The sequence below is a fragment of the Aeromicrobium sp. P5_D10 genome, assembly GCF_054049535.1.
This window is the reverse complement of the sequence record NZ_JBFUME010000002.1, coordinates 679,864-687,161: the sequence shown is the minus strand read 5'-3', so window position 1 is coordinate 687,161 and position 7,298 is coordinate 679,864. Positions and strand designations below refer to the sequence as shown.

The following is a 7,298-nucleotide window of genomic DNA, read 5'->3' as shown; positions in this document are numbered from 1 at the left end:
GACAGACCGTATGCAAACCCTCACCCTTAACGAGCTTCATCAACTCGTTGTACTCCGGCCCCATCTTGGCCCGAGTCTTGATCCACTCAGGCTTCTTCTCGATCGGAGTCTCAGCATTACGGGCCTCGATACGCAACAACTTGCGGCCCGAAGGCTCGATAGTCACGACAGGCCCGGGTAGAGCGGGTGAGCCGAAACAAGCGCAGCCACCCGTCGGCGCAAGGTCTCATCCGTACCTCCTGCCGAGGCCGTCAAGCTCTCAGCGATGACGTCAGCCACCTCTTCGAATGCCTGCGGACCGAAGCCCCGGCTCGCGAGTGCGGACGTCCCGATGCGGAGGCCCGACGTCACCATCGGCGGCCTGGGATCGTCTGGCACAGCATTTCGGTTCACCGTGATCCCCACCTCGTGAAGCCTGTCCTCAGCCTGCTGCCCATCGAGATCCGACTCGCGCAGATCCACCAGAACGAGATGGACGTCCGTGCCTCCCGTCAGCACCCGCACTCCGGCGGCCGTCACGTCGGCGTTCGACAACCGGCGAGCAAGGATCTTGGCGCCCTCGATCGTCCGCTCCTGACGCTCGCGGAACTCCGCGGACGCAGCCAGTTTGAAACCCACCGCCTTCGCGGCGATCACATGCTCCAACGGCCCACCTTGCTGACCGGGGAACACCGCGCTGTTGATCTTCTTGGCGATATCGGCATCATCGGTCAAGATCACACCGCCGCGCGGTCCACCCAACGTCTTGTGAGTCGTCGTGGTGACGACATGAGCATGAGGCACCGGGTTCGGGTGGAGACCCGCCGCGACAAGACCCGCGAAGTGCGACATGTCCACCATGAGGAACGCGTCAATCGAATCGGCGATGCGCCGGAACTCTGCGAAGTCCTGATGGCGCGGATAGGCCGACCATCCGGCGATGATCAGACGCGGTCGCTGCTCCTCGGCCAAGCGCGCGACCTCGGCCATGTCGACCCGTCCGTCAGCACCCACGTAGTAGGGCGCGACGCGGTAGAGCTTTCCGGAGAAGTTGATCCGCATGCCGTGGGTCAAATGGCCGCCGTGCGCCAGGGCGAGTCCCATGATGGTGTCCCCGGGCGTGAGCAGTGCGGCCATCGTCGCCGCATTCGCCTGCGCACCCGAGTGCGGCTGCACATTCGCGAAGCTCGCACCGAACAACGCCTTGACCCGGTCGATCGCCAACGTCTCGACGACATCGACATGCTCACAACCGCCGTAGTACCTGCGGCCCGGATATCCCTCGGCGTACTTGTTGGTCAGCACCGACCCTTGAGCCTGCATGACCGCCACCGGCGCGAAATTCTCCGACGCGATCATTTCGAGCGTGTCCTGCTGGCGCCCCCGCTCGGCCTCGATAGCCGCGTAGACGTCGGGGTCGAACGTCTCGAGCTGCTCATCGAGGATGCTCATGCCCCTGCGCCAGTCAGGGATGCGTACTGCTCGGGACTCAACAGTTCGAGCGCACCTGTGACGCGGATGCTGATCAGCCAGCCTGCGCCGTACGGGTCGGTGTTGACGGCGCCCGGGTCGTCGACGATATCGGCATTGATCCCCACGACCTCGCCGTCTGCAGGCGCAAGGAGATCACTGACCGACTTGGTCGATTCGATCTCCCCGCAGGCAACACCGTGTGTGATGCTGGCGCCGATCTCGGGAAGTTCGAGATAGACGACGTCGCCCAGCGCTTCGGCAGCGTAGGCGGTGATTCCGACGATCGCCGTGTCGCCGTCGAGCCGGACCCATTCGTGATCGGCCGTGTACTTCAGGTCAGCGGGAATGCTCATGAAATTCTCCTGGTGTGGTGGTGATCAGCGAGGACGGCGGTAGAACGGCAAGGGCACTACTCGGGCGGGTTCGCGTCGGCCGCGCACATCCACTGCGAGCTGCGTCCCCACCTCGCTGACGTGGACATCGACGTAGGCCATCGCGATGGGGTGCTCGAGCGTCGGAGAGGGCGCACCGCTCGTGACGCGGCCCACGGGCTCGTCGGTGCCCCTGATCAAAACCGTCTGACCGTCCCGTGCGACGCGACGTCCTTCCAGCTCGAGGCCCACCAGGACGTGGTGGACGGATTGCTCCGAAGTCTTCTGGAGCGCATCACGTCCGACGAAGCCACCCGGTTTGTCGAAGGCCACGACCCGTCCCAGCCCCGCATCGAACGGCGTCCTGGTCAGGTCGAGCTCATGCCCGTACAGGGGCATCCCCGCCTCGAGGCGGAGCGTGTCCCGGCAGGAAAGTCCGGCAGGCCGGAGGCCGCTCGCGACACCCGCCTCGCTCAGCGCCGCCCAGATACCGGGCGCCTCGTGCTGGTTGACGTAGATCTCGAAACCGTCCTCGCCGGTGTATCCGGTACGGGCGATCTTCACCGGCACGTGCCGGATCTCGCCGCTGATGATCGCGTAGTACTTGAGCGCGTCGACGGCGGCAGTGGTCACCCTCTGGAGGATCTCGAGGGACGCCGGGCCCTGAACGGCGATCAACGCATCGGTCTCCGACCGGTCCACGACCGTGACGTCGAACGGCGCGCAACGACTCACGAGCTGGGTCAGAACCGTCGTGTGATTGCTCGCATTGGCGACGACGAGGAAACGTTCCTCCCCCAACCGGTACACGACGAGATCGTCGATCACCCCGCCCGCTTCGTCACACATCATGCTGTACTTCGCCCGACCGACCATGACCGTCGAGATCCAGCCGACGAGTGAGGCGTCCAGCGCTTCAGCCGCTCCCTGGCCGGCCAGTTCGATCTGGCCCATGTGCGACAGATCGAACAGACCCGCCGTCCGGCGCACTGCGTGATGTTCTTCGAGGTCCGAGGTGTATCGGATCGGCATGTTCCAGCCGGCGAACGTCGTGAACGAGGCACCCAGCATCTCGTGCTGGGCATACAAGGCGGTGTTGCGGGCTGCAATAACGGAAGTCGCGCGATCGTCGGTCATGAGAGGCCTTCGTCTACTCGACGCGCCCGGTGCGCGTCGCGGCCTCCCCGCTCTGTCGTGGTGCCTGAGAGATTCGACGCTGTGAACGTCTTTCACCGTGGGCGCAGGTATTGACCTGACTTTTCAGAGGTGCCTGGCCGGAGCGGTTCGGTGGCCTGAGAGATTCTGGGGAGAGTTGCTCCTTCGGCGCCCTGATGGGCTCTCCCGCTCCGGTTCGATCAGCGTGATGAAGTTATGTGTCTGCGATCCTACCCGAAGACGTCGTCACCATACTATATATTAGACACATGCGCACTCCTCCTGTCGTCAAGTCCGCCCGTGAGACGGCCTACGACTACCTCAAGTCCTCCATCGTGTCGGGCGAACTGACGCCGGGAGAGATCATCGACGACGCCGCGATCGCCCAGCTGTGCGGTATCAGCCGCACGCCCGTCCGAGAGGCCCTGATCCAGCTCGAGAAGGTCGGGCTCGTGAACGCGCCGCCCCGCCGTCGGCCGTCAGTCGCCTCCAGCAGCGGTGACGACATCGAACAGATCCTGGCCCCCCTCGGGGCGCTGCAGACCTTGGCGGCCCGCGCGGCAACGCCGGTCATCACGCCCGATGACATCGACCACATGGAGACGCTCAACCAGCGTCTGTTGGCCGCCGCGGAGAACAATGACTGGGCCGAAGCGGCGCTGGCCGACATGGAATTCCACGGCGTGCTCGTGAGCCGGACCGACAACCGATTCCTGATCGCCGAGATCGACAATCTCCAGACCTTGTTCACCCGCGCCAACAGCCTCTACATGCGCAACCGCGGACCGGATCAGAACTCCAGCCGTGAGCATGCTGCCATCATCGAGGCACTGCACGACAAGGACGCCGACCGCGCCGCCGCCGCGACGGCCAAGAACTTCGAACGTCGCAGCCCCTCGGAAGAGGACTAGCGCTCACACGTGGTGTGAGCCCAGCAGAGCGGCCGCGGGATTGCGGATGAGCAGCTGATCGCATTCGTCCTCCGACAAGCCGCCGGCCACCAGCGCAGCGCGGAATGCGCCGGGCACGAGAGTGAATCCGCACCCGCCGTTGTGGCTGAGGTCTTCTGTCGTGCAGACATCGTGGCTGAGGAGCAGCCGCGAGATGAATCCCTCGCGGCACAGGTCGATGACCCACCCGACACGACGGGTGAAGTCGAGTCCCTGCGCCGACCGGATTCCGTCGAATTGCAGCCACGCTCCCGACCGCGCCACGTCGCGGTGATATTCCGGGATCGGCACCGAGTCGCAGTGCCCGATGATGACGTGACTGGGATCGACGCCTTCTGACGTCAGGATCGCGAGTTGGTCAAGACCCACCGGCCACCGCGCAGCGTGCGTCGAGATCACCGCGCCGGTTCGCACATTGGCCCTCGCCGCGGCCCGGAACGACCGCTCCTCCGCCGCGGAGATGAACCACTTGTCCGATCCGATCTCACCGATCACGCCGGCGCGGACCGAGGTGCCGGGGAATCCGTCCACGAGGTCCTGGACGAGCAGATCGGCGATCTGGTCGACGGAATGCTCGTCGAACCAGCGTTTGTCGAGGTACGGGTCCCGATAGTGGCCTGTTCCGGCGATGATCTGTACCTGGGACTCCTCGGACAATCGACGAAGCTCCTCGACATGTGCCGGACCACGTGTGTGCGATCTGGCACCCCCGCCGTCACCTCCGCCCGAATAGTGCAACGCCGGATCGGGAGCAGCCCCGGCCGACAGCTCACCGGACGTCAGATCGACGAGCGTGCGACCTCCCGCCGCATGGAATGCCTTGAGTTCGGCCACGAGAGCCTCGTGGTCATTGACCAGACCGGTCCGCCGCTGCTCCCTGACCTGGTTGATCAGCAGGTGCTCGTGCATCAGCGTGAGACCGAGCTGGTCGGGGCCGACCGGACCCGTGACCGACATGATCATCTAGACATCCTGATTCTCGCGGCTGAGCGACGGAGCGGTTTCACGCATGCGCAACACGGTACCGAGCGTCACGCCCACTGCGGCGATGCAGAACAGCGCGGGTGCGACGGTGTCACCGGTCTGTTCGCGCAGGAATGCCACGATGTAGCCCGCGGTGCCGCCGAAGATCGCCACGGCCAAGCCGTAGGAGATGGAGATCGAGCTGTACCGGGTGGCGATCGGCATCATCTCGGTGATCGCGGCCGTGAACGGACCGGCGTACATCCCGATCGACGCGGCCATCAACGCCAGCCCCAGGAAGCCCAGCCACACGCTCCCACTGGTGACGAGTGCAAAGGTCGGAAACACCGAGAGTCCGATCGCGATGATGCCGGCCAACATGACAGGACGCCGTCCGACACGATCGGAGATGGCGCCGAACACGCCGATCAGCGGGATCTGCACGAGGAGCGAGAGGCTGTACATCAAGCTGACGTCGATCGGACTGAGATCGCCGAAGGTCACGACGAAGCCCTGCATGTTGATGTACGTGTAGTTCGCGATCGTGAACCCGACCACCAACCCGGCGCCCCGGAGGATCTGCATCTTCTGCTTGCGCGCGACCGACGCGAGCGGACGCGTTTCGCGGGCGTCGCTCTCCATCGCGAATGCCGGCGTGTCGGCCAGTTTCCTGCGCATCCAGAAGCCGAGGACAGCCACGATCAGCCCGGACGCGAACGGTATCCGCCAGCCGAACTGCGCCATCTGGTCCTCCGACAGCACGCGCAGCAAGACGGCCACCATGACCGCGCCGATCAGGTTGCCGAAGATCAGCGCCATGTAGTGGATGCTGCCGAAGAGCCCCCGCTTCTCCGGCGGCGCGTATTCGACGATGAACGCCGCGCCACCGGCGAACTCACCGCCCGCAGAGAATCCCTGGCCGATCCGCGCCAACACCAGCAGCACCGGGCCGAGGATTCCGGCAGTCTCCCGGTTGGGCGATACCGCGAGGAGCAGCGTCGATGCACCCATCACCATGATCGTCAGCGCCAACGCCTTGTGACGTCCGTAGACATCGCCGATGTGACCGAAGAACAACGCTCCCAACGGGCGGAACAGGAATCCGACTCCGAAGACCGCAACGGCCGACAAGAACGAGTGCACAGGATCATCGCTTGCGAAGAACTGCGCCCCGATGATCGTGGCGAGCGCTGCGAACACGCTGAAGTCGAACCACTCCAGCGCCGTACCGATCGCACTGGCCGTGATGGCCCTACGACGTGTCCGTATGAAGTCGGCGTCCTGATGGTGCTGCGATGCTGTCGTGCTCATATCTACCCCCCGGGAGTGATGACGCAAGTGTCAGGATGAACCGAGTACGGCCTTCGCCGCCTCGATGGCTTCTTGGATCTGCGCCGCAGATACGTCGAGATGGGTCACGGCTCGCACCCGTCGCGGTCCCTTGGCGTTCATGACGACTCCGTGCTGCGCGAGTCCCGCCTCGAACGCCGGGGCGTCGGCGACCTCGAAGTACACGATGTTCGACTCGATCAGTTCAGGATCGATGTCGACACCGTCGATCGTCGCGAGACCACGTGCCAAGACCTTGGCGTTCTCATGATCCTCTGCGAGACGTTCGACGTTGTGGTCGAGCGCGTAGAGACCGGCCGCCGCGATGATGCCGGACTGCCGCATCGCCCCGCCCCACATCTGCTTGTACCGCCAAGCCTCGGTGACGAGTTCCTGAGATCCCACCAGAACTGCGCCGACGGGGGCGCCCAGACCCTTGGAGAAGTCGAGCCATGCCGAGTCGAAGATCGACGCGAAGTCAGCGGCCGACACACCACTTGCCACTGAGGCGTTCAGCAGTCGGGCCCCGTCCAGATGGGTCGCAAGACCCCGATCCTTCGCGGCATCGACAACCGAGGTGATCTGGTCGAGCGTCCACACCCGGCCTCCGCCTGCGTTGGCGGTCTGCTCGACGCACAGCAGTTTCGTCCTCGGCGCGTAGCGACTGGCGCCCCTGACGGCTGACGTGACCTGGTCTGCCGAGAACACACCTCTTTCGCCGCGGATCGAGGTGACGACGACCCCCGAGAGCACCGCTGGTCCCCCTGCTTCCGCGTTGATCAGATGCGAGGTGGCCTCAGCGAGCACCTCATCGCCACCACCGCCGGTGTGCAGGCGCACGGCGATCTCATTGCACATCGTGCCTGAGGGCATGAAGACGCCCGCTTCATGACCGAGTAGCTCGGCGACACGTTCCTCCAATGCCCGGGTGGTCGGATCATCGAAAGCCTGCTCGTCACCGACCTCGGCGTCGAGCATGAACTCGCGCATCGCACGCGATGGACGGGTCTGGGTGTCGGAGCCGAGGTTGACGGCGTGGGTGGACAGGCCAGCTGCGAGCTGCGTCTGCATGAGTGGA

General features: G+C 64.8%; 7 protein-coding genes, 1 pseudogene and 2 riboswitches. Of the genes and pseudogenes, 1 reads left to right on the top strand and 7 read right to left on the bottom strand.

The features are described from left to right. The 4 genes and pseudogenes from ACXJKC_RS05050 to gcvT all read right to left on the bottom strand — a co-directional run. A pseudogene (locus ACXJKC_RS05050) lies at positions 1–166 on the bottom strand (lipoyl synthase); the annotation flags it as partial. Then, positions 163–1,431: a serine hydroxymethyltransferase gene (gene glyA, locus ACXJKC_RS05045; protein ID WP_456695587.1), complete on the bottom strand. Its 1,269-nt coding sequence runs from the start codon at positions 1,429–1,431 to the stop codon at positions 163–165. The gene glyA and the pseudogene ACXJKC_RS05050, both read right to left, overlap by 4 nt. Continuing rightward, positions 1,428–1,805, bottom strand: coding sequence for a glycine cleavage system protein GcvH (gene gcvH / locus ACXJKC_RS05040; RefSeq protein ID WP_456695586.1), 378 nt, complete (start codon positions 1,803–1,805; stop codon positions 1,428–1,430). Before gcvH ends, glyA begins: the two co-directional genes overlap by 4 nt. Positions 1,806–1,829: 24 nt before the next feature. Then, positions 1,830–2,960 carry a glycine cleavage system aminomethyltransferase GcvT gene (gcvT, locus tag ACXJKC_RS05035; RefSeq protein ID WP_456695585.1) on the bottom strand — a complete coding sequence of 377 codons (1,131 nt, stop codon included), beginning with the start codon at positions 2,958–2,960 and terminating at the stop codon, positions 1,830–1,832. Positions 2,961–3,002: 42 nt separating this feature from the next. Continuing rightward, positions 3,003–3,093, bottom strand: a riboswitch (glycine riboswitch). Next, positions 3,094–3,177: riboswitch (glycine riboswitch) on the bottom strand. 70 nt (positions 3,178–3,247) lie between these two features. Between gcvT and ACXJKC_RS05030 the strand changes: the two genes are divergently transcribed. After that, positions 3,248–3,889, top strand: a complete 642-nt coding sequence (locus ACXJKC_RS05030) for a GntR family transcriptional regulator (RefSeq protein ID WP_456695584.1) — start codon at positions 3,248–3,250, stop codon at positions 3,887–3,889. A 3-nt stretch (positions 3,890–3,892) separates the two neighbouring features. Here the strand turns inward: ACXJKC_RS05030 and ACXJKC_RS05025 are convergent, their stop codons facing one another. The 3 genes from ACXJKC_RS05025 to ACXJKC_RS05015 are packed head-to-tail and all read right to left on the bottom strand — an operon-like array spanning position 3,893 to position 7,291. Then, a complete protein-coding gene (locus ACXJKC_RS05025) occupies positions 3,893–4,891 on the bottom strand; it encodes a phosphotriesterase family protein (protein ID WP_456695583.1) in 999 nt (332 codons plus the stop codon). Then, entirely contained in the window at positions 4,892–6,202 is a 1,311-nt protein-coding gene (locus ACXJKC_RS05020; RefSeq protein ID WP_456695582.1) for an MFS transporter, read from the bottom strand. 30 nt (positions 6,203–6,232) lie between these two features. Then, positions 6,233–7,291 (bottom strand): threonine aldolase family protein, encoded by a 1,059-nt coding sequence (locus tag ACXJKC_RS05015; RefSeq protein ID WP_456695581.1) that lies wholly within the window; start codon positions 7,289–7,291, stop codon positions 6,233–6,235. Positions 7,292–7,298: the final 7 nt, after the last annotated feature.

Excerpts from the sequence above, each read along its gene's own strand:
- glyA (WP_456695587.1), bottom strand. The coding sequence starts at position 1,431 with ATGAGCATCCTCGATGAGCAGCTCGAGACGTTCGACCCCGACGTCTAC.
- gcvH (WP_456695586.1), bottom strand. The coding sequence starts at position 1,805 with ATGAGCATTCCCGCTGACCTGAAGTACACGGCCGATCACGAATGGGTC.
- gcvT (WP_456695585.1), bottom strand. The coding sequence starts at position 2,960 with ATGACCGACGATCGCGCGACTTCCGTTATTGCAGCCCGCAACACCGCC.
- ACXJKC_RS05030 (WP_456695584.1), top strand. The coding sequence starts at position 3,248 with ATGCGCACTCCTCCTGTCGTCAAGTCCGCCCGTGAGACGGCCTACGAC.
- ACXJKC_RS05025 (WP_456695583.1), bottom strand. The coding sequence starts at position 4,891 with ATGATCATGTCGGTCACGGGTCCGGTCGGCCCCGACCAGCTCGGTCTC.
- ACXJKC_RS05020 (WP_456695582.1), bottom strand. The coding sequence starts at position 6,202 with ATGAGCACGACAGCATCGCAGCACCATCAGGACGCCGACTTCATACGG.
- ACXJKC_RS05015 (WP_456695581.1), bottom strand. The coding sequence starts at position 7,291 with ATGCAGACGCAGCTCGCAGCTGGCCTGTCCACCCACGCCGTCAACCTC.